Annotated in this window: 20 protein-coding genes; 11 read left to right on the forward strand and 9 right to left on the reverse strand. The window is 73.7% G+C overall.

Annotated elements, in window-relative coordinates:
• Window positions 1-7: 7 nt before the first annotated feature.
• The gene (locus ACIQCJ_RS28840) at window positions 8-832 is read right to left on the reverse strand and encodes an ABC transporter ATP-binding protein (RefSeq protein ID WP_401313671.1); all 825 of its coding nucleotides are present in this window, start codon (window positions 830-832) and stop codon (window positions 8-10) included.
• 271 nt (window positions 833-1103) lie between these two features.
• Here ACIQCJ_RS28840 and ACIQCJ_RS28845 point away from each other — a divergent pair, with 271 nt between their 5' ends.
• From ACIQCJ_RS28845 to ACIQCJ_RS28865, 5 genes are all read left to right on the forward strand, one after another.
• Window positions 1104-2318, forward strand: coding sequence for a transposase domain-containing protein (locus tag ACIQCJ_RS28845; protein WP_401313577.1), 1215 nt, complete (start codon window positions 1104-1106; stop codon window positions 2316-2318).
• 285 nt (window positions 2319-2603) lie between these two features.
• Window positions 2604-5468, forward strand: coding sequence for a nitrate- and nitrite sensing domain-containing protein (locus tag ACIQCJ_RS28850; protein ID WP_402712989.1), 2865 nt, complete (start codon window positions 2604-2606; stop codon window positions 5466-5468).
• A gap of 99 nt (window positions 5469-5567) precedes the next feature.
• Window positions 5568-5990, forward strand: a complete 423-nt coding sequence (locus ACIQCJ_RS28855) for a roadblock/LC7 domain-containing protein (protein WP_355333321.1) — start codon at window positions 5568-5570, stop codon at window positions 5988-5990.
• A gap of 49 nt (window positions 5991-6039) precedes the next feature.
• Entirely contained in the window at window positions 6040-6402 is a 363-nt protein-coding gene (locus tag ACIQCJ_RS28860; protein ID WP_188283832.1) for a DUF742 domain-containing protein, read from the forward strand.
• Between the two features lie 96 nt (window positions 6403-6498).
• A complete protein-coding gene (locus ACIQCJ_RS28865) occupies window positions 6499-7266 on the forward strand; it encodes a methyltransferase domain-containing protein (RefSeq protein ID WP_355333319.1) in 768 nt (255 codons plus the stop codon).
• Between the two features lie 12 nt (window positions 7267-7278).
• Here ACIQCJ_RS28865 and ACIQCJ_RS28870 read toward each other — a convergent pair whose 3' ends face one another.
• From ACIQCJ_RS28870 to ACIQCJ_RS28900, 7 genes are read right to left on the reverse strand one after another with little or no spacing between them, the layout of a single operon-like run.
• On the reverse strand, window positions 7279-7734 hold the full coding sequence (locus tag ACIQCJ_RS28870) for a carboxymuconolactone decarboxylase family protein (RefSeq protein WP_402712990.1): 456 nt from the start codon (window positions 7732-7734) through the stop codon (window positions 7279-7281).
• 11 nt (window positions 7735-7745) lie between these two features.
• The gene (locus ACIQCJ_RS28875) at window positions 7746-8300 is read right to left on the reverse strand and encodes a DUF6917 domain-containing protein (protein WP_402712991.1); all 555 of its coding nucleotides are present in this window, start codon (window positions 8298-8300) and stop codon (window positions 7746-7748) included.
• Window positions 8294-9232, reverse strand: a complete 939-nt coding sequence (locus ACIQCJ_RS28880; RefSeq protein ID WP_402712992.1) for a Gfo/Idh/MocA family protein — start codon at window positions 9230-9232, stop codon at window positions 8294-8296. The genes ACIQCJ_RS28875 and ACIQCJ_RS28880 overlap by 7 nt, the downstream gene beginning before the upstream one ends.
• Entirely contained in the window at window positions 9229-10335 is a 1107-nt protein-coding gene (locus tag ACIQCJ_RS28885) for an Ldh family oxidoreductase (RefSeq protein WP_391048451.1), read from the reverse strand. Before ACIQCJ_RS28885 ends, ACIQCJ_RS28880 begins: the two co-directional genes overlap by 4 nt.
• Window positions 10319-11785: a M20/M25/M40 family metallo-hydrolase gene (locus ACIQCJ_RS28890; protein WP_402712993.1), complete on the reverse strand. Its 1467-nt coding sequence runs from the start codon at window positions 11783-11785 to the stop codon at window positions 10319-10321. The genes ACIQCJ_RS28885 and ACIQCJ_RS28890 overlap by 17 nt, the downstream gene beginning before the upstream one ends.
• The gene (locus tag ACIQCJ_RS28895) at window positions 11782-12729 is read right to left on the reverse strand and encodes a sugar phosphate isomerase/epimerase family protein (protein ID WP_402712994.1); all 948 of its coding nucleotides are present in this window, start codon (window positions 12727-12729) and stop codon (window positions 11782-11784) included. The genes ACIQCJ_RS28890 and ACIQCJ_RS28895 overlap by 4 nt, the downstream gene beginning before the upstream one ends.
• Entirely contained in the window at window positions 12719-13765 is a 1047-nt protein-coding gene (locus tag ACIQCJ_RS28900) for a Gfo/Idh/MocA family oxidoreductase (protein ID WP_402712995.1), read from the reverse strand. Before ACIQCJ_RS28900 ends, ACIQCJ_RS28895 begins: the two co-directional genes overlap by 11 nt.
• Before the next feature lie 347 nt (window positions 13766-14112).
• Between ACIQCJ_RS28900 and ACIQCJ_RS28905 the strand changes: the two genes are divergently transcribed.
• Both ACIQCJ_RS28905 and ACIQCJ_RS28910 read left to right on the forward strand, forming a co-directional pair.
• Window positions 14113-15315, forward strand: coding sequence for a DegT/DnrJ/EryC1/StrS family aminotransferase (locus tag ACIQCJ_RS28905; protein WP_402712996.1), 1203 nt, complete (start codon window positions 14113-14115; stop codon window positions 15313-15315).
• Entirely contained in the window at window positions 15312-16571 is a 1260-nt protein-coding gene (locus tag ACIQCJ_RS28910; protein ID WP_401856308.1) for a DegT/DnrJ/EryC1/StrS family aminotransferase, read from the forward strand. Before ACIQCJ_RS28905 ends, ACIQCJ_RS28910 begins: the two co-directional genes overlap by 4 nt.
• A 23-nt stretch (window positions 16572-16594) precedes the next feature.
• Here ACIQCJ_RS28910 and ACIQCJ_RS28915 read toward each other — a convergent pair whose 3' ends face one another.
• A complete protein-coding gene (locus ACIQCJ_RS28915) occupies window positions 16595-17845 on the reverse strand; it encodes a nucleotide sugar dehydrogenase (protein ID WP_402712997.1) in 1251 nt (416 codons plus the stop codon).
• Between the two features lie 364 nt (window positions 17846-18209).
• Here ACIQCJ_RS28915 and ACIQCJ_RS28920 point away from each other — a divergent pair, with 364 nt between their 5' ends.
• The 4 genes from ACIQCJ_RS28920 to ACIQCJ_RS28935 all read left to right on the forward strand — a co-directional run bounded on the left by ACIQCJ_RS28920 (window position 18210) and on the right by ACIQCJ_RS28935 (window position 22997).
• On the forward strand, window positions 18210-18716 hold the full coding sequence (locus ACIQCJ_RS28920; RefSeq protein WP_355333292.1) for a hypothetical protein: 507 nt from the start codon (window positions 18210-18212) through the stop codon (window positions 18714-18716).
• 77 nt (window positions 18717-18793) lie between these two features.
• A complete protein-coding gene (locus ACIQCJ_RS28925; protein WP_391048437.1) occupies window positions 18794-19633 on the forward strand; it encodes a methyltransferase domain-containing protein in 840 nt (279 codons plus the stop codon).
• A complete protein-coding gene (locus ACIQCJ_RS28930) occupies window positions 19630-21246 on the forward strand; it encodes a CoA transferase (protein ID WP_402712998.1) in 1617 nt (538 codons plus the stop codon). Before ACIQCJ_RS28925 ends, ACIQCJ_RS28930 begins: the two co-directional genes overlap by 4 nt.
• Window positions 21243-22997 carry a class I adenylate-forming enzyme family protein gene (locus ACIQCJ_RS28935; protein ID WP_402712999.1) on the forward strand — a complete coding sequence of 585 codons (1755 nt, stop codon included), beginning with the start codon at window positions 21243-21245 and terminating at the stop codon, window positions 22995-22997. Before ACIQCJ_RS28930 ends, ACIQCJ_RS28935 begins: the two co-directional genes overlap by 4 nt.
• Window positions 22998-23022: the final 25 nt, after the last annotated feature.

The raw sequence follows: 23022 nt of genomic DNA on the forward strand, positions 1-23022 counted from the left end.
GGATGGTTCAGGCCGCCGATTCGGACGTCACGGTCTCGGCCGACACGGTCTCGGGCCGCGCGGCCGTGCGGGAGTACGCGAGCTGCACCTCGTCCCGCAGCGCCTGCCAGACCCGTTCGTGGAGCTTGACGAATTCGGGAGTGTGCCGGATCTCGCGGGGATTGCGCGGCCGGGGGAGATCGATCTCGAACTCCTCCTTCACGGTGGCCGGTCCCGCCGTCAGCACCACGACCTTGTCGGCGAGCGAGATCGCCTCCTCCAGGTCGTGCGTGACGAACACGACCGAGGGCCGGGTCAGGTCCCAGAGCGAGAGCAGTTCGTCGGACATGATCTGACGGGTCTGCACATCGAGCCCGGAGAAGGGCTCGTCCATCAGCAGCACCCGCGGCTCGTTGATCATCGTCTGCGCGAGCGCCACCCTCTTGCGCATTCCGCCGGAGAGCTGGTGCGGGTGGTACCGCTCGAACCCGGCGAGGCCCACCCGGCGGATCCACTCGGCCGCGGCGGCGTGCGCCTCCTTGCGGGACGCGCCCCGGAAGCGCGGACCCGCCGCGACGTTGCCGATGACGGTCTTCCAGGGGAACACCGCGTCCGTCTGGAAGACGAACCCGACGTCCTTGCCAATGCCCTCCACCGGGCGCCCGTCGACGAGCACCTCACCGCTGTCCGGACGTTCCATGCCGGAGATCAACGAGAGAGTCGTCGATTTCCCGCATCCGGTGGGACCCACGACCGCGGTGAACTCTCCGGGCCTGACGGTGAAATCGATGTTGCGCAGGACGTCATGATTTCCGCCCTGCGGGGTACTGAAGGACTTGCACACGTCGCGCATCGCGATAGGCGATGTCGTCGGTTGCGGCGATTTGACTAGACCATTGCTGTGCCCGTGCTGGGATTCGCTTGCCACGCGAGTGAGGCTGCCAGAACCGACGGGCAGACACCAACCTCGTCGAACAAGGGTGCATTGACTTAAGCGTCCGGAGGCCGCTGACCTCACTCTCCGTCGACGTCGTTGTCCGGAGAAATTCCGTCTAGTGCCTCTTTCTCCCGACTATCCATAGTGGGTTAGACGCGGAGGGTTCTCCGGGGGTAGCTTCTGGCGAATGACGTTTCGCCATCTCGACATATCGCCTGAAACGCATCTTCCCGACCGGCTCGCACTGCGCATGCTCGTGGAGACTTTCCGGCCGGATGTGATGGACCGGCTCGTGGACAAAACCGAGCGCCGAGAGCGCCGCAGGCGTCTCCTGCCCGCACAGCTCATGATGTATTTCGTTCTGGCGATGTGGCTCTTCGGGGCCTCCTCTTATGAGGAGGTGCTCGCCAAACTCACCGGCGGTCTGCCCGAGATGTTCCCGGGCGCAGGCGTCGGCGGATCGGGCGACGTGGCCAGCGCGGCCGCCATCGCGCGGGCCCGCATGCGGCTCGGCGTCGAACCCCTCAAGGCGCTCTGCGGCCACCTCGCCGACGCCGCGGGCCACGGGACCCGGCTGGACGGCGAGCGGGTCTTCGTCTACGAGAGCGTCGCGATGGAAGTGCCGGACACCCCCGCGAACAGGGCAGGTTACGGCTCCCCCGACACCACGACGCCCCGGTTGGACAAGCACCGCTCGCTCGACGTGTGGGTGTCCTCGCTCACCGACTGCCGACTGCGCGTCTCGGCGGTCGCGGCCATCACGCCCCGGGCCGAGGAAGGCGCCGAGGGCCTGCTCGCGCAGTGGCCGGAAGACCTTCTCGACAAGCGGGCGCTGGTGGTCGGCGACGAGGAACTGATCCCGGTCGCGCTGTGGTCGGCGCTGGCCGAGACCGGCGCCGACCAGATCTGGCGCTCCGGCGGCCTCGGACCCGCCCCGTACTCACTGCCGGTGATGCGCGAACTCCCCGACGGCTCCTACCTGTCGGAACTGGCGGCGGACGCCGGTCCAGGCGAAGGTCCGGGGCCGGGGACCGCGGTCCGGGTGGTGCCGTGCGGCGACCGCACGGCCGCGCGAGCCGCCGCCGCGGGACCGGTGCTGGGCGCTCCGCTGCTGGTCACCTCGGTACTCGACAGCACGGTGCCGGCCGACGAGATCAGGGCCCGCTACGAACAGGCGGCCGTCGCGAGCGGCGACGGGGTCGCCCACTTCGTCGAGCAGATCACCGGGCCACGGGTGCTATTACGGTCGAAAAGCCCTGAACTCGTGCAGCAGGAAATATATGCCCTCCTGTGCACCTATCATGCCGTCGGACACCTCGTATCGCCGCCGCTTTCGGTGGGTCCGATTTCGACCGATCCGACCACTGGACTGGGGGAGTGGGCGGCGGTGAGGCCACGTTAAGTCAGTAGCGCAACCCTTTGCTCCTGCGGGCACGCGTGTGCTGCAATAAAGTTCCCGCAGAGGGCGTGGAAGTGAACAGACACAAAGAGCCTCCGACCTGGTACGCAGTGGTATGCGGTCGGAGCCGAACGTCTCATCGCGGTGAACCGGATAATCAAGCGTCGCCGCGCCATGCGGCGGCGTTATGAGGGTTAAGGGTTAGTGAATGGAAGACCAGCGGTCTCACGGAGCCGGCAATCCGTTGACATGCGGGGACCGCTTGACACAGCACGATGCGGCGACGGCATGACGAGCGCGCGGAGACGGGGTCGCGCGCCCGCACCGAAATGGATCTCCCCCCTCACCGGGCTCGGCTCCAGGCTCTGGACCAAACGCAAGCTCGGTGACTGGCGGCTGCGCAATCGCATGCTGCTCCTCGTGCTCGTCCCGCTGATCGCGATCATTCCGCTGGCGGGCGTGCGCGTGTTCTCCGCGGTCGGCAACCTCCGGAGCGCGGCCCATATCCAAGGGCAGGCGCAACTCGCCCGGCAGGTGTCCACGCTGGTCAGCGCGCTCGACGACGAACGCGACCTCACCCAGTTGGCACTCACCGGGTCGGGTACCGCCAAGGACGACAAGCTCGCGGCGGCGCAACGGGCCACCAACGCGCAGGTGAAGGCGTTCGGCCAGAGCCTGGACGAACACCGGAGCAGCGTCGACGCGCTGCCCGCCGCCGTACGCCTGATCGGCGTGCGCGCCGAGGCCCGGCTCGGTGACCTGACCCCGCTGCGCGCCTCGACCAAGGGCCTCGCCCACGGCGCCAACACACCGACCTTCAGCGCCTACAGCACGATCATCGGCAATCTGCTGGACTTCAGCCAGCAGCTCGCGGCGGTCGGCTCCGACCACATGCTCGGCAGCCTGGTCACCACGCTCGCCTCGATCGAGCAGATCGAGCAGCAGACGTCGAGCGAACGCGGCTTCATCGTCGACGCGCTCGACCGCGGCTTCACACTGGAGCTCAAGGAGAACATCGAGCAGGCGCACTTCGAGACCGCCAACGGCACCTTCACGAACAACGCGTCGACCTCGCTGCTCAACCTGTACCAGTCGACGGTCAGCGGCGACAAAGTCGGCGCGGCCGACGGCACCATCCAGGTGGTCGCCACCGCCGCGCAGGAGGACATCCCGCTCGACAGCCTCGGCATCACCAAGGCCACCGCGTTCCAGCAGATCACCGACAAGCTCGACGCCGTACGCACCGTCGAACGGCAGACCGTGGCGGACCTCAACGACCGGTCCTCGCACCTGCTGTCGGCCGTGCGCACCCAGCTCTACCAGAACATCGCCATCATCGTCGCCGTGGTCGCGCTGTCCTTCCTCGGCGCGCTGATCCTGGCCAGGTCCGTGGTCCGGCCGCTGCGCCAACTGCGGGTGTCCGCACTGGACGTGGCCGACAACCGGCTGCCGGGCGCGGTCCGCCGACTGCGCGACGTGAACCCCTCGGAGACGGACCGGCCGGTACGGGTCGAGCCGATCGAGGTGCAGTCGCAGGACGAGGTCGGCCAGGTCGCGCGCGCCTTCGACCGCGTGCACTTCGAGGCGGTCCGGCTCGCCACCGAGCAGGCGCGGATGCGCTCCAACGTCAACGCGATCTTCACCAACCTCTCGCGGCGCAGTGAGAGCCTGGTGCTGCGCCAACTCCAGCTCATCGACGACCTGGAGAACAGCGAGCAGGACCCCGGCCAGCTCACCGCCCTGTTCCAGCTCGACCACCTCGCCACCCGCATGCGCCGCAACAACGAGAACCTGCTGGTGCTCGCGGGCGAGGAGCAGAGCCGCCGCTGGGACCAGCCGGTGTCGCTGTTCGACCTGGTCCGCGCCGCGACCGCCGAGGTCGAGCAGTACGAGCGCGTGGTGCTCTACGAACTGCCCGACGTGGCGGTGGTCGGACATGCCGCCACCGACGTCGTCCACCTGATGGCCGAGATCATCGAGAACGCCACGACGTTCTCCGGCCCCGAGACCCAGGTGCTGGTGGGCGCCAAGATGCTCACCGCGGGCGATGTGGTCCTGGACATCGCGGACGCGGGCATCGGCATCCGGCCCGAGGAGCTGGAGCGGATCAACCGGCGGCTCGCCGAGCCCCCGGTCCTCGATGTCGCGATCTCCCGCCGCATGGGCCTGTTCGTGGTCGGCCGGCTGGCGGCCAAGTACGGCATCCAGGTGCGGCTGACCAGTACGGGCAGGACCGGCCTGAACGCGCTCATCCGGATCCCACTGACTTTGCTGGTGTCCGCGAGCGAGCTGGAGGTGGACGGCCCGCAGGTCTTCGACCAGTCGGCGCTGCGGCCCGGACCGTACGACACCGGCGAGATGGCCGGACTGCCGGGCGGCGGGGTCGCGGCCGGACAGGCGGGCGACCCGCGCTTCGACGGCCCCTACGGGCCCGCGGGCACGCCCTCGCGCGGCCGGTCGTACGACGACGTTCCGGCGGGCCGCCACTCCGGTCAGCCCGACGGCGGCTTCCCGTGGTTCCACGACCAGGAGGAGGGCGGCGGCCCCGACGGCGACTTCTCGTGGTTCGCCTCGGAAGAGGAGGAGGCCGAGGCGGTCGCGCGCCTGGAAGGGCACGGGTCCGACCGGTTACCGATCTTCGACGCGATGAGGTCGCAGTGGCCGGCCGGGCAGGGACCGCAGCAGGCGCAGCCCCCACAGGGGCACGTACGTCCGCAGGTCCCGCCGCAGCCGCAGGCGCTGCCCCACCAGCGGGTCCAGCCGCCGGCCCAGCGTCCGCAGCCCCTGCCGCAGGCCCAACCCCAGGCGCAGCTCCGGCCGCAGGCGCAACCCCGCCCGCCGGCCCAGCCGCCGGGCAACCCCGGTCACACCTCGCCCTCGTGGGCCCGGCCGGGACCCGAGGACACGGGCGGCCAGGCGACCGGAGGCACGACCGCCCAGGGTCTGCCCCGGCGGGTGCCCCTGAACAACCTCTCGGCCGAGGCGCGCCCGCGCGGCCCGGTGCCGCAGCCGAACGCGGCGCCCACCGCCCCGCGCGCGGCGAACCTGATGAGGGATCGGCTGTCGAACTTCCACCAAGGGGTCAGACAGGGTAAGGATGGGTCCGACCGCGAGGGGCCCGGCCGGACGCCGGGCGGATCGGGTCCGCTATGAGCGGACTCACAGCTCCCACGACCTCCGTGTTTCCCGTGTTTCCCCTGTCCGTAGCGCCGTCGGACGACGTCCTCGGCAGCATAGGAAGCAGCTACACCCATGAGCGATCTGAGCAACGAAGCACAGAACCTGAACTGGCTCATCGCCAACTTCGTGAAGCAGGTGCCGGGAGTCGCGCACGCGGTCGTGATCTCCTCGGACGGCGTTCAACTCCTGGCCTCCGCGTCCCTGCCCAGGGACCGCGGCGAGCAACTCGCCGCGATGGCCTCGGGCCTGGCGAGTCTGACGCAGGGCGCGGCCCTGCTCTTCGAGGCCGGGGTGGTCACGCAGACCGTCGTCGACATGGAGAACGGATTCCTCTTCCTGATGTCGGTCAGCGACGGCTCCGTGCTGGTGGTGCTGGCCTCGCCGACCTGCGACATGAAGGTCGTCGGTTACGAGATGGCGTTGCTGGTCGAGCGGACCGGCGACGTCCTCACGCCCGACGTGCGCAGGGAACTGCAGAACGCGCTGGCCGGCTGAGGGCCGGCGCGATGGGCCGTCCGAATCACACCCGGAAGGATGTGCGTTCGTGAGTGGAGACCGAGACCGAAGGCGCAACTCGCCGTTCGTCCGTCCGTACGCCGTCACCCGCGGCCGGACGACGGCGCGGACCGACTTCGCGCTGGAGGCCCTGGTCGGTACGACCGCTCTCGCCTGGGAGAGCGGTGTGCGGTTCTTCCCCGAGCAGCAGGCGATCTGCCGGCTGTGCATGAACCTCACATCGGTGGCCGAGATCTCCGCGCTGATGAACATCCCGCTCGGCGTGACCCGCGTCCTGGTGGGCGACCTCGCCGAGAGCGGCTTCGTCATCGTCCAGCAGCCCACGTACGCCGAGGGCCGGCCGGACGTCACGCTGCTGGAGCGGGTGCTCACCGGGCTGCGCGGCCTCTGAGGCCGCGCGGTCGCGGTACCCGAGGTCCGGTCCCGCGACCGGTCCTGCCCTGTTCCCGGCCGTACGACGGCCGCGCCCGACGACCTACGGAGTGCCGTGCCCGAACTGTCCAGCCTCGCCCTGTCCTTCGGGGCCGCGGCACGGGACTACGACCGCTACCGGGTGGGTCCCTCGGCCCGGATGCTCGACTGGCTGCTGCCCGCGGACTGCCCCTCGGTGCTCGACCTGGGCGCCGGGACCGGTCTGCTGACCCGGTGGCTCGCCGAACGGGTCGAGGACGTCGTGGCGGTCGAACCCGACGCGCGCATGCGGCGGGTGCTGACCGGTGTCTGCCCGCGGGCGACGGTGCTCCACGGGTTCGGCGAACGCATTCCGCTGCCGGACGCGCGGGTCGCCGCGGTCACGGTGTCCTCGGCGTGGCACTGGATGGACCCGGCCCTCACGCTCCCCGAGATCGCCCGGGTGCTCACCCCGGGCGGCTCGCTCGGCATCCTCTACACCCGCCGCGACCGGCGGGTGCCCTGGGTGGACGTGCTGGACGCCTACGTCCACGACGAGATGGGCAACGACGACTGGATCGGCGACCTGATCCAGCGCATGTCCGACGGACCGTGGCTCCCCGACGGTGTCCCCTTCGCGCCGCCGCAGGCTCATGTCGTCACCTGGACGGCCGAGTTGACCGTCGAGGAGGTCGTCGCGATGTTCGCCACCTACAGCAGGTACATCGCCCTGCCGGACGGCCAGAAGCGCGAACTCGCGGACCTGATCGGGGCGAAGGTCCGCGAGACGGCCGAGATGCGGGACGGCCTGGTCGTGATGCCCATGATCTGCCACGGCTGGCGCACCCGCCTGACCGCCTCCTGATCCGTCGGGCGGTCAGTTCGCGCGGGGCTCCTCGGCCTCCGTCGGCCGGGTCGCGGTGGCGATGCCGATCCGGTTCCAGGCGTTGGTCGCCGCGACGGTCCAGATCAGGCGGGCCGTGGCTTCGGGGCCGAGGAGGGTGGTGACCTCGGCGTGGACGGCGGCCGGGACGGCGCCGTCGGCGGGGCGGGTGAGGTGCCGCGCCAGGTCGAGGGCGGCGCGCTCTGCGGGCGTGAAGTCGGGGGAGTCGGGCCACTGGGGGAGAGCGGCGAGCTTGAGCGGAGGGTGGCCCGCCGCGAGGGCGGCGTCGTGGTGCAGGGCGGTGCAGTAGGCGCAGCCGTTCATCTGCGAGACGTGCAGGCGGACCAGTTCGGCGATCTCGGGAGCCAGGCCCTCGGCGGAGACCCGGGTCAGCTCGGTGAGCGCCTGGAGGGCGTCGGGGGCGGCGGCGGTGGGGTTGACCTGCGGCATGGGCGTGGCTCTCAGGGGTGTGGGGGCGGGGTCTGTTCGAAGCTGACCGGTGTCTCGGGGGTGAGTTCCAGGTCGGCGCCGGTCACCGGGGCGTCGGCGTGGATGAGGATGTTGTAGTGGTTGGGGAAGTGGCAGGCGTCAAAGCCGAGGACCGTGCCGACGGTCCGTCCGCCGATACGGACGGTGTCGCCGCGGTCGATGACGCCGCCGCGGTCCAGTTCGACGAAGCCGAGGAAGCCCACGCGGTCGATCCGCGCCCCCGGCGCGCTGTCGGTGTGGTCGGTGGTGACCAGCTCATGGACCTCGCCCGCGCGCACGCAGCGGCTGGCGTGGGGTTCCAGGGCCATGCCGCGGTCGTCGCGGCGGTGGATCAGGACCTTGACCAGACAGCCGTGGACGGTGCGCTTGAGCCCGTCCTCGCGCGGGGCGGCAGCCCTTTCGGGGGTCGGCTCTTGAACGGTGGGCTCTTGAACGGTGGGCTCTTGCACGGCGGGCTCTTGAGCGCTGGGTACTTGAGCGGTGGGCTCGTGCGTGGCGGGCTCGTGCGCCGCGGGCGGGGTCAGCACGCCGTCACCTCCGTACGCCGGTACGCGGCCTCGACCAGCTCCAGGGCCGCCGTACCGCCGTGGTCGGCGCGGTAGGGACCGCGGAGCCGGGCGGTGAAGTCCGCGAGGATCGCCGCGTACTCGTGCCGGAGCGAGGACTTGAAGCCCTGGTGCCCGGCCAGCATGTCGGCGTGGTGCACGGACCCGTCGGCCAGCGTGACCGTCACGTCCTTCAACTCGCCCGGATACGACCAGTCCAGCTCGACCGTGGCACGCGCGGCGCCGGAGACGGAGCGCAGCCCGATCGTCGCGCTGCGGTCGAGCCCCGTCCCGTCGTAGCCGATCCGGGCGGTCTCGACGGTCACCTCGCCCAGCAACAGCCGTACCAGGTCGAACGCGTTGGGCCCGTTGTCGGCGACGCAGCCGCCACCGCACCGGGCCGGGTCCAGATACCAGCGGTCCCGCCCGATGTGCTCCTCGATCCGCTCGAAGTACCGGACCGTGACCCGCTCGACCGGCACGTCCCGCGGCAGCCCGGCGGCCAGCGCCCTGACCGCCGCGTTGTAGCGCCGGTGGAAGGCGGTGAACAGCGGCACCCCGGACGCCTGCGCGAGCGCGGTCAGTCCGGCGCCCTCCGCGCCGGTGAGGGCCAGTGGCTTCTCCACGCACACCGGTACGCCCGCGCGCAGGAAGTCGGCGCAGAGCGCCGCGTGGGCGTCGTTCGGGACGGTGATCACCACGCCGTCGAGCGGCGGCCCGGCGGCGAGGAGTTCGCGGTGGTCGCGGTAGGCGGGTACGGCCCCGGACGCGTCCTGTCCGCCCCTGGCGGCGAGCGCGGCCGGGTCGCGGTCGCAGACGGCGGCGAGGCGGGCCGCCGGGGAGGCGTCGAGGGCGGCCAGGTAGAAGCGGGAGATGACGCCCAGGCCGACGACGGCGATCGAGTGCCGGGTCATCGGCGAAGGCCCCCGTCCAGCGGGACGGGCGCGGTCAGGCCGAACCGCCCTGCCACATCGCCGAGTTCGCGGTACTGCCCGGCGGTGACCGGCACACCGTCCGCACGGTGGGCGTCGGCCGTCGCGCCCTCGGTCCAGCCGGGGTAGCGTACGGGGGAGGCGGGGTCGACCGGCGGGCAGGCGAGCAGGCTGCCGAACAGCGAGTCGGCGTCCGAGGCGACGTCCTCCCGCGGGCGGAGCATGGCGGGGGCGATGGCGGCGACCAGAGTGCCGATGTCGTCGTCGCGGCCCGAGGGGCGCCCGTCCCCGTCCAGCGCCTCGGGGGCCGGGCCCAGGCCGGAGCCGCTGACCAGACCGGCCAGCACCTCCACCGCGAGCCCGAGCCCGTAGCCCTTGTACGCGCCGGTCTCCGGTGCGCCGCCGAGCCAGCCGAGGTACGCCTGGCCGCGGTCGAAGGCCGCCGGGTCGGTGACCGGAAGCCCGGCCTCGTCGGTCAGCCAGCCCTCGGGCACCGCCCGGCCCGCGCGGGCGGCGGCGCGCACGCGTCCGGTGGGGACGACGGTGGTGCTCATGTCGAGCACGAACGGGTGGCGCGGCCCGGCAGGGGCCGCGACGGCGAGCGGGTTCGTGCCGAGCATCGTGACCCGGCCGCCCGGTGGCCGGGCGATGCGCTGACGGCCGCAGTTGGAGGCCACCAGGCCGACCATGCCGCGGTGCGCCGCGCGGGCCGCGTGGTACCCGGCGCAGCCCAGATGGGTGGCGTTGTGGACGCTGACCAGGCCGACGCCGAAGCGCTCCGCGCGCTCGACGGCCAGGTCCATCGCGTCGGCCGCGGCCCACAGGCCGAGCGCGCGCCGGGCGTCCAGGCGGACCGCGGCGCCGAGATCCACGGTACGGTCCGGCTCGGCCGCCGGGTCGGCGCGGCGCTCCTCGAACAGCGGCAGGTACAGCCGGGTCAGATTCGTCACGCCATGGGAGCTCATCCCGGCCAGATCGCCGTAACACAGCGCCTCGGCCGCCGTGACCGCCCGCTCCCCGGCGAGACCGCACCGCGTGAAGACGCCGGTGACGAAGGTCAGCAACTCCTCATACGCGAGGCGCACGGTACGGTCCGGCGCCCGCGCCGGAAGGGTCGACTGCGGTGGGCTCGACAACGGCATGGGGCTCGTTCCTCCTGCTGACGGGCGTGGACGGCGCAAGTGGCGTGGACGGCGCGGGAAGTGACGGCGGCGCGGACGGCGCGAGCGGTACGACGGGCGCGGGCACGGCAGGCGACACGGCCGCGTCGAAGGCGGCCAGGAGGCGCGGGACCGTGGCCGCGAAGGCGTCCAGGTCGGCCAGATCGGCGAACTCACCCGCGGCGTGGGCGCGGTTGGCGTCCAGGCTGCCGGGGCCCAGAACGACGGTGTGGGCGTCGGGCACGCCGGACATCCAGATCGCGTCGCAGGTGAAGGCGGGTTCGGCGGCGGGCCACCGCGGCACCTCGGCGCGGTCGAGCAGCGGACCGAGCCACGACGGGTCGCCGTCGAGCGCGGGCAGGCCGCGCTTGAGCCAGTCCAGCCGCAGGATGTCCGCCGCGTCGGCCGCGGTGCGGGCGAACCGCCGGCTGTGCCGGAAGGCGGCGCAGAAGGACTCCAGCCCCTCGGCGACGGCGTCGCCCAGCAGCCGCTCCAGCCGCCGTCCGGTGGCGGCCGAGCCGTAGGAGAGGTTGAGCAGCAGGTCGCCGCTGCCGTAGACGCGGTTGTGCAGGTCGCCGGTGCGCAGGCCCGCCACGCACACCTGCCCGTCGGCCGGGTCGAGTCGCGGGTCGAGCGCGGCGGCGAGGTGCTGGGCGAGATGGCCGAGCAGGACGGTGGCGTTGTGCCCCGCCTCGGGCCGGTCGTCGATCGCGTCGCGGCCGCGGACGCTCAGCCGCGCGGTCATGGCCGCGGTGCTGCGGGTCAGGGCCCGGCCGCCGGTGGGTTCGCAGAAGACGTTGAGCCGCCCGTGGTGCCCGGCGTCCACGAGGGGACGGGTGCCGAAGGCGCCGAGCGCGCCGCCCTCCTCGCCGGAGACGGCCTGCACCAGAATCCGGGTGTCGCGGGGGAGTTCGGGCCGCTCCCGCAGGGCGCGCCGCAGTCCGGCCAGCAGCGCGACGGCCGGGCCCTTCGCGTCGATCGCGCCCCTGCCGTGGAAGCGGTCACCGTCGAACGAGACCGGTTCGAGGCCCGCGACGGTGTCGAGGTGGACGTTGAACATCACCGTACGGTCGCGCGGTGCCCCGGCCGGGCCGAGGGCGAGCACCAGGCTGGGCTGGCAGGCCAGGAACTCCGGCCGCTCGGCGGCGGCTTGACGTACCAGGAGCGGTACGTCGTCGCGGTCGACGCAGGCGGGCGGCGGGGCCGCGTGGTGCAGGACGGTGAAACCGAGTTCGGCGGCGGCCCCCGCGTAACGGCGCTGCGCCTCCCACAGCGCGGGTGCGGGCGCGTCGGGGCCGCATTCGAGCGGGCCGGCCGTCGGCAGGGCGAGCAGGTCGAGCAGCAGGGTGCGGTCGGCGGGGCTGAGCGGGCTCACTGAGCGGGCTCCCGCAACGCCGCCCCGTCCGGCGGGGTGTGCGCGATGGTGCCGCCGGGCACCCGCGCGCACGCGTCCAGCAGATTCCGCAGCGCCACCCCGCTCCTGACGAAGGCGGCGTGGCACCGCTCCTCCGGATCGCGGTGGTCCTCGTGCGGCCGTACGGCGATGTGCGGTTCGATCGACAGCGCGCCCCGGTAGCCGTGGGCCAGCAGGGCGCGCAGACAGTCGGCGATCCGCAGGTCGCCGGTGCCCGGCTCGCAGTAGGCGGGGCGGCCGTCGGGGGCGATGACGGCGTCCTTGACGTGGACGTGCAGGATTCGGTCGGCGTACGGCAGCAGTTCGGTCAGCAGCCGGTGGCCGTCGTAGCCGTACGCGGGGCCGTTGCCGGTGTCGAAGAGCAGGGCGAGCCCCGGGCCCGCGGTCTCCAGGAGGCGGACCGTACGGGTCGCGTCGGCGCCCGCCCAGCCGGAGCAGTTCTCGTGCAGCAGCGTCAGGCCCGACTCGGCGGCGCGGTGGGCGAGTTCGCGGACGCGGCGCAGCGCCTCACGCTCCCAGGCGTCGGCGTCGAGCCCGTCGTTCGGGAAGGACATCACGCGGACGAAGCGGGTGCCGAGCCGGGCGCATCGCTGTTCCAGGACCGCGAGTTCGGCCAGGTCGGCGGCGAAGTCACCGGTCACCGGGCGGGCCCAGCCACCGATCCTCGCGTCCACCGCGGCGACCGACACCCCGGCGTCCGCGAGCGTCCCCGCGACCCGGTCGAAGGCGGTAGGGGACAGGTCGGCGACCGGCGTGCCGTCCACGGTCCGCAGCTCGATCGACCGCCAGCCCAAGGCGCTGACGGCCGCGATCTGGCCCTCCACGCCGAGCGCGGCCTCGTCGCCGATCCCGGTGAGGCGCAACGGCTCGTCCGCCTGTACGGCGGTCTGCTGTTCAGCGGGCACCGGCCAACTCCCTTCGTGGGCCCGAGGCGTCGGGCGGGGCCGCCAGATTCTTGGCGTCGGTGAGCAGGCCGACCACGCGCGCCTGCCGCGCGAAGTCCGTGGGGCAGGGGCCGTCGTCCCCGGCGAAGTCGGCGTAGGCGCGGAGCATGAACGCGGTCAGGGCGTCGTCGCGGAACACCTCGCGGTCCCCGGCCGGGCATTCCGGTGTGGTCAGCCGCAGTTGGGCGTAGTGGTCGCCGGCGTCGGCCGGGTAGTGGCCGACGGCGGTGCCGCCGTCGAATCCGAGCGTGATCCGGCGCTCGCGCACCGGGGAGGTGAGGTCGGAGCGGATGTCGGCGAGCACGCCGTCGCGGTGGGCCAGGCGCACCTCGGCGCCGCCGAGCCGGGGCAGCCGCCGTCCGTCCACGTCCAGGTCGGTGCACGAGGCGCCGACCACTTCGGCGTCCCCGGCCAGCCGCAGCAGGACGCCGAGCGCGTGCGGGATCTCGATGTCGAACGCCGTGGGGTGCCCCGAGGTGGCGAGCGTGCGCTGGAAGCGCGGCTTGTCCTGCACGACCGAGATCTGCCGCAGCGCGCCGAGACCGGGCCGCTCCTCCACGAGGGCGATCAGCCGGTCGGTGAGCGTGCTCGCCAACCAGGGCGCCACGACGGTGGCTTGGACACCGGGCCGCCCCACCAGCTCCACCAGCCGCGCGAGATCGCGCGGCCCCGCCGCGAGCGGCTTCTCCAACAGCAGCCTGCGGAAGCCGAGTCGGAGCAGTTCGGCCACGACCTCGGCGCGGGCGAGCGGCGGGGTGCAGATGTGCACGACCGTGTGCTCCGGGTCCAGCGACTCCCGCGCCCGCGCGAGCGAGTCCACGACGCGCAGACCGGTGTCGCCCGCCGCCCGGGCCCGTTCGGCCGGGTCGCGGTCGAAGGCGATCACCGGCTCCGGTGCGAAGAGCCGGGGCCGCAGGTCCCGCGCCTTGGCGAGGACCGGCAGGTGGAGACCCGCCCCCGCGCGGCCGAGGCCGAGGACCATCGTGCGCAGCGGCATCTCCTGCGTCAGCCTTCCGTCGACTTCGGTGGGGGCGGGGGAAACGAAGCGGAACAGGGCGGTACGGGACAGCGGGGGAAAGCGCCGGGCGCCGGGGGGAGTTGCGGAAAAAAGAGGGCAGGGCGCGACGACGTCGGTCAGCCTGCTCGCCCGAACCGGGCGAAGTCAAACAAACGCGCCGATAGCGCCCTTTTGTGTGAATCCCCCCGTCGGCCGCGCCGCCGACCCGCGTCCGGCCGAGGGCCTGGCATAGCGTCGGCCTCCAGCGCGTCCGGGACGAACGACCGCGTCCGGATGGACCAGCGCATTCGGCGTACCCGGCGTATCCGGGCAGCAGAGAGGCGGAGATGGACCTCCAGCACACCGTCGACGCGCGCGAACCGGCCCCCGCCGACGTGCCGTTCTTCACCCAGGCCGAGTCCTTCTCCGCCCTCTGGCCGCGGATCGAGCGGCACCTGTCGGAGATGTTCGAGGACGGGAAGTTCTCCCACGGCACCAAGGTGGCGGAGCTGGAACGGGCGCTCACCGCCTACACCGGCGCCCGGCACGTCATCGGGGTCAACAGCGGCACCGACGCCCTGGTCCTGCTGCTGCGCGCGGCCGGTCTGCGGCCGGGGGACGAGGTCGTCGTCCCGGCCTTCAGCTTCGTGGCCTCCGCCTCCTCGGTCGTCCTGGCGGGCGGGCGGCCGGTGTTCGCGGACATCGACCCGGTCACGTACGCCCTCGACCCCGCCTCGGTGGAGCGCGTGCTCACCCCGCGCTGCCGCTTCCTGATGCCGGTCCATCTCTTCTGCCAGCTCGCGGACGTGGAACGGCTCGGCGAACTGGCCGGGCGGCACGGGCTCACCGTGGTCGAGGACAGCGCCGAGGCGATCGGCATGCGCCGCGAGGGCGTCCACGCGGGGCTGTTCGGCGCCGGAGGGGTGCTGTCGTTCTTCCCGACCAAGACCCTGGGCGCGATCGGGGACGCGGGGGCGGTGCTCACCGACGACGACGAGATCGCCCGTACCGTGGACGCGCTGCGCCACCACGGCCGGTTCGGGCGCACCATCGCGGACTTCACCACCATCAACACCAGCAGTTCGCTGCCGGGCTGCAACAGCAAGATGGACGACGTGCAGGCGTCCGTACTGCTCGCGAAGCTCACCCGGCTGGACGCGGACATCGCCCGCAGGGAAGCGCTGGCCGACGCGTACAGCCGGCGGCTGGCCGGAACGCCGGGCATCCTGCGGCTGCCGACGGTCGTGGCCCGCGGCGGCACGGCCGATCCGGTCTTCTACGTCTATCTGATCGAGGCCGAACGCCGTGACGAGCTGGCCGGGCACCTGGCCGCGCACGGCGTGAGCACCGAGACGTACTACCCGAGCCCGCTGCACCTCCAGCCCTGCTTCGCCGAACTCGGCCACCAGCCGGGCGACTTCCCCGTGGCCGAGGCCGCCTGCGCGCGCACCCTCGCGCTGCCGCTCTACCCCGATCTGACCACCGAGGCCGTGGACCGGGTCTGCGATCTGGTCCAGGACTTCTTCTCCGGAGCCGGAGCCCGCCCATGACGCCCGCGACCACGCCGACGCCCGCGACCACGCCGATGCCCGGGACCACGCCGACGCCCGCGACCGCTCCCGTGCCTCCGACGCCCACCACCGTGCCTGCGCCTCCCGCGCCCGCGACGGCCCGGGGCGACCGCCCGCGGCTGCCGTTCTTCCCCCCCGACCTGTTCGAGGCCGACCGCGAGCACCTGCTGCGCGTCGTGCGCGAGACCGGCACCGGACCGGCCCAGAAGTTCATCCTCGGCGAGCACACGGCCCGCTTCGAGCAGGCCCTGCGCGAACAGCTCGGCGCCGCCGACGTCGTCGCCTGCGGCAGCGGCACCAGCGCGCTGACCCTGGTGCTGGCCGCGATGGACGTCGGCGCGGGCGACGAGGTCGTGGTCCCGGCCTTCGGCTGCGCCCCGCTGGCCGGTTCGGTCGTGGCGCTCGGCGCGACACCGGTCTTCGCCGACATCGACCCCTGGACCATGGTGGTCGACCCCGACGACATGGAACGCCGGATCACCCCGCGCACCAAGGCCCTGATGCCCGCTCACATGTTCTCGGTGATGGCGGACATGCCGCGCCTGACCGCGCTCGCGCGGGACCGCGGGCTGCGGCTGGTCGAGGACTCCGCCGTCGCGCAGGGCGGCGTCCAGGGCGGGGTTCCCGCGGGGCTGGCGGGCGAGGCGGGGGTCTACTCCTTCGTCCAGGTGAAGACCTTCGGCACGGCGGGGGAGGGCGGCGCGGTCGTCACCCGCGACGCGGAACTGGGCCGTACGGTACGGATGCTGCGCAACCACGGGCAGGACGGCGTCCACCGCTTCGTCCACCACCGGATCGGCTGGAACAGCCGGTTCGACGAGGTGCTCGCCGCCTTCCAGCTCCACCGCCTGCCGGGGCTGGCCGGCCGTCTGGAGCGCCGCGCCCGGATCGCCGGTCACTACACCGAGCGCTTCGCCGACCTCGCCGAGCGCGGTGTCCTCGCCCCGCCGCCCGGCCGCGACGGCCGCTGTTATTACGTCTACACGCTCCAGTGCGACCGGCGCGACGCGCTCAAGGCGCACCTGGCCGAGCGCGGTGTCGACTCGCACGTCTACTACCCGCTGCCGCTGCCCCGCCAGCCCGCCTTCTCCGGCTTCGCCGCCCCCGGCGACAGCTGGCCCGCCGCGGAACGCGCGGGCGAGCGGATCCTGTCGCTGCCCGTCTACCCGCACCTGAGCGACGCGCAGGTGGAGTACATCGCCGACGCCGTCAGGGAGTTCGCCCTGGCCCCCTGAGGCCCGCGGTCCGCCGACAGGCGCTAGAGCCGTACGACGCGCTCCCCTGACAGCCGGCCCGTCGTGTCGAAGAGCAGCCGGGCCGTCTTGGTGATCGCGCCCAGGTCGTAGGCGCGGTGGGCCTGGAGCAGGACGACCAGGTCCGCCTCGGCCGCGGCCGACAGCGCGTCGTCGTACCGCCGCAGCCGGGGGTCCGCCAGCGGCAGGTCCGCCGCGTGCGGGTCGTGCCAGCCGACCCGCGCGCCGAGGTCGAGCAGCCCGCTCGCCACCTCGAGCGCGGGCGACTCGCGCAGGTCGTCGGTGTCGGGCTTGTACGCGGCGCCGAGCAGCGCGACGCGGGCGCCCGGCAGCGGCACCCCGCGGTCCTGGAGCAACCGCGAGGCGCGCGCGACGACATGGCCGGGCATGACGCGGTTCGCGCGCAGGGCGGCCCGTACGACCTGGAACGCGTCGGCGGGCGCGCCTTGCAGCAGGTAGACCGGGTCGACCGGGATGCAGTGCCCGCCGACGCCGGGGCCGGGGCGGAACGACTGGAAGCCGAAGGGCTTCGTCGCCGCGCACGCCACCACGTCCCACACGTCCGCGCCCACGTCGTGGCAGTAGCGGGCGAATTCGTTGACCAGGGCGATGTTGACGCTGCGGTAGGTGTTCTCCAGCAGCTTCGCCAGCTCCGCCTCGCGCGTGCCGCGGGCCACGATCACCCGGTCCACGAAACGCTCGTACAGCGCCGCGCACTGCTTGGCGCACACCTGCGTCACCCCGGAGACCACCTTGGGCGTGTTGCCGATGCCGAAGAACTGGTTGGCCGGATCGACGCGTTCGGGGGAGTAGCCGAGGTGGAAGTCCCTCCCCGCGACCAGCCCCGACGCCTCCAGCAGCGGTCTGGCCAACTCCTCGGTGGTGCCGGGGAACGAGGTCGATTCGACGACGACCAGCGTTCCCGGCCGCAGATGCGCGGCGACCGTACGACAGGCGGCGGTGAGCGGGCCGAGGTCGGGGCCTCCTTCGCGGGTCAGGCCGGTGGGGACGCAGATCGCGACGGCCTGGGCCCGCGCGAGCGGCGCGGGGTCGGTGTCGACGGCGAAACCGGCGGCGAGCATCCGGCTTACGTCCGCGTCGGTGACGTCACGGACCGGGGACCGCCCGCCGCGCAGCGCGGCGACCGTCGACGGCGCGATGTCGTATCCGGCCACCGCGAGCCCGGCGTCGGCGGCGGCGCGGGCGAGGGGCAGACCCACGTATCCCAGGCCCACCACGAGCAGATCGAAGGACATGACCGAGACTCCCCGGGGACGGTGGGCGCTGCGCGACGGGCGGTCCGGGAAGGCGCCCCGGGGCCCGCTCACCGCGATCTTGAACCAGTCCCCGCCCGGCCCGTGCGTGTGGCGGCCGGGCGGCGGTCATGAGGGTGAATTCTTCACCCTGTCGGCGCTGGTCCGGCCTTCGCGGGAGCCGGGAGCGGCCGGTGACGACCCGCGTCCGGCGCCGACGAGCAGCGGGCCGGGCCACGATCGGGCCATCGGGCTCCCCGCGACACGGCGACGGCGGCACATCCCGCAGTCATATGCGAACCTTCTTCCGATATGGTCCACTTCGTGCGAACCCGGACATTCGGTCCGGACCGTTCGAGGAGAGTTCATGACCCGTTTTGTCACGGCGAAGCGTGCCGCTGTCGCAGCCACCGCCACCGGCGCCGCAGCCCTCGCCCTGGTGGCCGGTTCCTCCGCCACCGCCACCGCGACCGCCACGCAGGTACGCGCCACCCCGCCGTCGCTGACGCTGGACTTCAGCGGCAACAACAGCGCGGGCGCCGCCGCCAGCACCGTGGGCGCGGGCTTCGGCGGCAGCGCCACGGTCAAGGACTCCTCCGGGAAGCCGGTCGGCACCGCCTACGACATGTGCGACAAGGACGCCATCTCCGCCAAGGAGGTGACCGCGTTCTGCCACGCGAACATCGTCTTCAACGGCGGTGACCAGGTCGCCCTCTCGGTGGTCTTCCCGATCCAGAACCCGCTCACCGCGACCTACCCGAAGTCCTTCGACGGCGTCGTCGTCGGCGGCACGGGCGCCTACAAGGGCCTCACCGGCGCGGCCCACTTCACCAACACCGCGCTCGCGGTCTACACCGTGAGCTGGGACGCCTGAGGGATCTGAAGTCCTTTCCGGTGGGCCGTCGTCCGGACGGCGGCCCACCGCCACCCCGCCCACGCACCGGAGAGTCCATGCCAGCCGCGAGTCCCGGCACGACCACCGCCACGGCGGCGACGGCCGACCGCCCCGAAGGCGACTACGCCTTCGACAACGACAGCCCGTACGCCACCGAGCAGCACCGCTGCCTGGCCGCCGCGCACGACGCGATCACCACCGCGCGGCTGGCGGAGACCGGCGTCGGCCCCGGCTGGGACTGCCTGGAGGCGGGAGCGGGCGGCGGCAGCGTCGCCCTGTGGCTGGCCGACCGCACCGCGCCCGGCGGCAGCGTGCTGGCCACCGACATCAAGCCAGAGCACATCCCCGCCCGCCCCGGTCTCGAACAGCGCCGCCACGACATCGTGCGCGACCCGCTCCCCGACGCGGCCTTCGACCTCGTCCACTCCCGCCTGGTGCTCACCCACCTGCCCCAGCGGCGGGCCGTGCTCGGCCGGCTGCTGCGCGCCCTGCGGCCCGGCGGGCACCTCCAGTTGGAGGAGTTCGACATCGACTACGCGCCGGTGCTCCTCGCTCCCGACGAGCGCACCCGCGCGGGCTACGAGGCGTTCCGGGCGGCCAAGGGCCGCGTGCTGCGGGCCGCGGGGGCCGACCCCGCGTGGGGCCGCACCTGCGCCGCCGACCTGCGGGCCGCCGGATTCACCGACATCGAACCCGTACCGCACCTCGTGCCCTGGACGGCGGACTCCCCGGGCCTGCGGCTGCAACTGCACCACACCTACCACCTGCGGGACGCGCTCCTGGAGCACGGGATGACGGAGGACGAACTGCTCGCGGCGCGCGACGCGATGCGCCACCCGGACTTCCGCGCCGCCTCCTGCGTCCTGTACTGCGTCCAGGCGAGGCGACCGGAGTGACGGCCACCACGGCCGGCCCCCGTACCACCGCGGCGCCGCGTATCGGCACGGCGCCGGTTTCCGCGCGCGGCGGCGCGCCCGCCACGGCCGTCCGGCTCGCCGTCGCCCACCTGCGGGCGCTCGGCTGCGGCACCGAGCACGGCAGGTCGGGAGCGTTCACCGCGCACTACGGCCGGGTCCGCGCGCGCTGCGAGGTGAGCTGGGCCGGGCCCGTGGACCTCCCGCTGACCAGCGAGGCCGACGTACAGGCCGCGTGCGGTCTGACGCAGGTGCACGGCCGCCGCTACGGAGGACCGACCCCGCTCGGCGTCGACTACGCCTCCTGCGTCGCGGGCGCGCTCGCCGCCACCGGCACCCTCGCCGCGCTGGCCGCCGGGCCCGCCGACGACGGCGGCGAGATCCGCGTCACCACCTCGGTCGCCCAGGCGGCGCTGCTCTCGGTCGGCCAGTACCTGGCCGCCGCGACCGCGGCCGACGACTGGCCGGAACGCCACGCACCCGGCGGCCCGCCCTTCGCCGCCGCCGACGGCGTCCGGTTCGAACTGGAGACCCTGGACCCCGAGGCGTGGCGCGGCTTCTGGTCCGCGCTCGGCGTGGACCGCGCGGACGCCGCACGCGGCTGGCTCCCCTTCCAGCAGCGGTACGCCACCGCGGTCTGCCCGCTCCCGCCCGCCCTTCACGAGGCCGTCGCCCGGCTGCCCTTCCCCGAACTCGGCCGCCTCGCCGACGCGATCGGCGTGGATCTGACCCCGGTCGCCGGGGGGCCGCCCCCGTGGGCGGACGGCGACGAGCGGCCCTGGCGGCTGCGCCCCACCGGCCCGACGGCCGCGCCGCAGGCCGCGCCCGGCACCGGGGCGCCGCTGGACGGGGCGACCGTCGTCGAGGTGTGCCGCCGCGTCCAGGGGCCGCTCGCCGGGCACCTGCTGCGGCTGCTCGGCGCGCGCGTCGTCCGCGTCGAGCCGCCGGGCGGCGACCCGATGCGGGGCATGCCGCCCATGGCGGGCGGCACATCGGCCCGCTTCACGGCCCTGAACGACGGCAAGGAGACGGTGGAGGCGGATCTCACCACCGCGTCCGGGCGCGCCGCGGTCCGCGAACTCCTCGCGGGGGCCGAGGTGTTCCTGCACAGCCTGGCCCCCGGCAAGGACCGGCGGTTCGGGCTCGACGCCGACACCCTGACCGCCCACCGCCCCGGCCTGGTGCACGCCGCCGCCTCCGGCTGGGGCGACGAGCGCGGCTCCCGGCCTCCCGTCGGCACCGACTTCCCCGTACAGGCGTGGACGGGCCTCGCCGCCCTGGTCACCCCGCCGGGACTGCCGCCGACACCGTCCCTGCTCACCCTCACCGACGTGCTCGGCGGAGTGATCTGCGCGGAAGGCGCCGTCGCGGGGCTGCTCGCGGCCCGGCGGACCGGGCGCGGACAGGCCGTCACCTCCTCGCTGCTGTCCGCCGCCCGGCTGCTGTGCGGGCCGCGGTTCCGCTCGGCTCCCGCGCGGACGACGGTCCCCGACCGCGCCGACCTGACCGACCTCGCGGCGGACCCCCGCCTCGCGCCCGCCCTCGACCGCGACCTGTGCACGCGGGCCGCAAACCCCTGGGAGTTCCACCGATGACCACTCCGGTGGAGACGCCGACCGACGCGACACCTCCCGTACGGGCGGCGACCGGACGCACCTGGCGGTCCCGCAACGGCCTCGTGCTGCGCGACACGGTCCCGGCCCCGCTGCGGCGGCGCTGGGCCCTGCGCGAGGAGTGTCCCGACACGGGGCTGTACGCGGCCTTCGCCGAGCACGTACGCGACCACGGCGACCGGACGGCCGTACGCACTCCCGGCCTCGCGCTGACCTACCGCGAACTCGACCTGCGGGTACGCGGGATGGCGTCGGCGCTGGGCGCGCTCGGCGCGGGCCCCGGTGATGTGGTCGGCATCCGGCTGAACGGCGGCTGGCCCGCGCTGGCCACGGACCTCGCCGTCGCCGCCGTCGGCGCGGTCGCCCTTCCCTGGCCCACGGGGCAGGGCACCCGCGAGAGCCACGCCCTGCTGGAGCTGTCCCGCGCCCGCTACATGGTGAGCGACACCCCACTGGACCACCGGCACGGCCCCCTCCCGTACCTGGAACGCCTCACCACGGTCGGCGAACTCCTCTACGGCGACCCCGACGGATGCGTCCCCGCCGTCGTGGACCCCGAGGACCCGGCGCGCGTCCTGGTCTCCTCGGGCTCCGAGGCCGCGCCCAAGATGACCGCCTACAGCCACAACGCGCTGCTCGGCGGACGCGGCAGTTACGTGGACGCGGTGCTGCGCGGCGGCGGCGCCGGACACGACACGGCCACCGGCACCCGCCAGGACACGCCCGGCGGCGGCGACCCCGGCACCGGCGAAAGCGCCGAGGACGGCGGCCCGGCCGCGCTCGTCCTGGTCCCGCTCGCCTCCTCCTTCGGCTCCTTCGGACTGGTCGCCCTCGCCCGCTGCGGCGCGACCCTCCACCTGCTGGACCGCTTCGACCCCGGCGCCGCCCTGCGCGCCGTCACCGACTGGCGGCCCACCCACGTCGTCGCCGTACCCACCATGCTGGGCCGGATCGCCGACCACCCCACCGTGCCCGGCGAGGACCTGGGCTCGCTGCGGGCCGTCGTCTCCAGCGGCGCCCCGCTCACCTCCACCGTCCTCGCCGCCGCGCTGCGCCGCTTCGGCCGCCCGGTCACCAACGTCTACGGGTCGAGCGACGGCGTGAACTGCCGTATCACCTGGACCGGTTCTGACGGCGACGTCCGCCGCGTCGGACACCCGGACCCGCGCGTCACCGACCTGCGCGTCTGCGGCGCCGACGACCGGCCGCTGCCCGCGGGGCACAGCGGCGAGATCCAGGCCCGCGGCCCGATGAGCCCGCTTGCCTACGTCGGCGCGCCCGACCTCGACCTGCGCTACCGCACCGACGACGGCTGGATCAGGACCGGTGACCTCGGGGTCTTCGACGCCGACGGTTCGCTGCGCGTCCTGGACCGGATCAGGCAGACCGTGATCCGCGGCGGCTGGACGATCAGCCCCGCCGAGGTCGAGGAGGAGCTGCACACCCACCCGCACGTCGCCGAGGCCGCCTGCGTACCCGTCCCCGACCCGGATCTCGGCGAGCGGCTGTGCGCCTTCCTGGTCCAGCGCCCGGGCACGGAGCCGCTGACCGTCGTGGCGCTGTCCGCGTATCTGACCGGCGAGCGCGGTCTGGCCCGGCGCAAGCTGCCCGAACTCGTGCTGCACCTGGACCGGTTGCCGCTCGGGGCCACCGGCAAGGTCTGCCGCCGCACCCTCGCCGCCGCGGCCCTCGCCCGTCCGCCAGAAGACCCGGTACGCGCCCCCCGGCGCTGAGCAGCGCCTGAGCCACACCGCACCG

This window comes from Streptomyces sp. NPDC093221, assembly GCF_044753885.1.
GTDB lineage: Bacteria > Actinomycetota > Actinomycetes > Streptomycetales > Streptomycetaceae > Actinacidiphila.

Excerpts from the sequence above, each read along its gene's own strand:
- ACIQCJ_RS28840 (WP_401313671.1), bottom strand. The coding sequence starts at position 832 with ATGCGCGACGTGTGCAAGTCCTTCAGTACCCCGCAGGGCGGAAATCAT.
- ACIQCJ_RS28845 (WP_401313577.1), top strand. The coding sequence starts at position 1,104 with ATGACGTTTCGCCATCTCGACATATCGCCTGAAACGCATCTTCCCGAC.
- ACIQCJ_RS28850 (WP_402712989.1), top strand. The coding sequence starts at position 2,604 with ATGACGAGCGCGCGGAGACGGGGTCGCGCGCCCGCACCGAAATGGATC.
- ACIQCJ_RS28855 (WP_355333321.1), top strand. The coding sequence starts at position 5,568 with ATGAGCGATCTGAGCAACGAAGCACAGAACCTGAACTGGCTCATCGCC.
- ACIQCJ_RS28870 (WP_402712990.1), bottom strand. The coding sequence starts at position 7,734 with ATGCCGCAGGTCAACCCCACCGCCGCCGCCCCCGACGCCCTCCAGGCG.
- ACIQCJ_RS28880 (WP_402712992.1), bottom strand. The coding sequence starts at position 9,232 with ATGACCCGGCACTCGATCGCCGTCGTCGGCCTGGGCGTCATCTCCCGC.
- ACIQCJ_RS28900 (WP_402712995.1), bottom strand. The coding sequence starts at position 13,765 with ATGCCGCTGCGCACGATGGTCCTCGGCCTCGGCCGCGCGGGGGCGGGT.
- ACIQCJ_RS28905 (WP_402712996.1), top strand. The coding sequence starts at position 14,113 with ATGGACCTCCAGCACACCGTCGACGCGCGCGAACCGGCCCCCGCCGAC.
- ACIQCJ_RS28910 (WP_401856308.1), top strand. The coding sequence starts at position 15,312 with ATGACGCCCGCGACCACGCCGACGCCCGCGACCACGCCGATGCCCGGG.
- ACIQCJ_RS28915 (WP_402712997.1), bottom strand. The coding sequence starts at position 17,845 with ATGTCCTTCGATCTGCTCGTGGTGGGCCTGGGATACGTGGGTCTGCCC.
- ACIQCJ_RS28920 (WP_355333292.1), top strand. The coding sequence starts at position 18,210 with ATGACCCGTTTTGTCACGGCGAAGCGTGCCGCTGTCGCAGCCACCGCC.
- ACIQCJ_RS28925 (WP_391048437.1), top strand. The coding sequence starts at position 18,794 with ATGCCAGCCGCGAGTCCCGGCACGACCACCGCCACGGCGGCGACGGCC.
- ACIQCJ_RS28935 (WP_402712999.1), top strand. The coding sequence starts at position 21,243 with ATGACCACTCCGGTGGAGACGCCGACCGACGCGACACCTCCCGTACGG.